We start from the raw sequence: 629 nt of genomic DNA on the forward strand, positions 1-629 counted from the left end.
ATTTTTTCCAAGTCCACCGCCTAAGAATACTTTAAAATAAGGTTTATTATCCTTTATAGTTGCTACAAATCCTAAATCTTGAACTGTACAATGAGCTAAATCATTGTCTGAACTAGAATAAGAAACCTTAAGTTTTCTAGGTAATTTATAAGTTGTAATTTTACTTATGAAGTGATTATCAGTTGCAACAGAATATGGAGTAACATCAAAAGCTTCGTTARGATCAACACCCGATAGAGGAGATAARCCYACATTTCTTGGGTAGTTGCCACCAGCACCTCTTGTAAATATACTATTTTTAATTCCTTCTTCCATGATATCACAAACATCATCAATATTTAGTCCATGTAATTGTATTGCTTGTCTTGTTGTTAAATGTATATGGCTCAAATTATGTTTACTTGCCATATGATATATTGTATGAAGTTGTGAACGAGTAAGAACTCCAGAAGACACTCTAAGTCTTATCATAAATGACTTTTGGTCTCTTTGAGCATAAACACCATATCCACCTGAAAATCTTTTATATTCTAATTTAGGAATCTCGCCATTAAAAAATTTTAAAGAAAATTCTTTGAAATTTGGAATCTCCTTTAATAATATTTCTTTCAAATTATCCATTTTACACC

At 30.2% G+C, this 629-nt stretch carries 1 pseudogene; it reads right to left on the reverse strand.

The features are described 5' to 3' along the window. A pseudogene (locus G3997_RS02530) lies at positions 1 to 621 on the reverse strand (nitrite/sulfite reductase); the annotation flags it as partial. Between the last annotated feature and the right edge of the window lie 8 nt (positions 622 to 629).

Source organism: Romboutsia sp. 13368 (genome assembly GCF_018336475.1).
Lineage (GTDB): Bacteria > Bacillota > Clostridia > Peptostreptococcales > Peptostreptococcaceae > Romboutsia.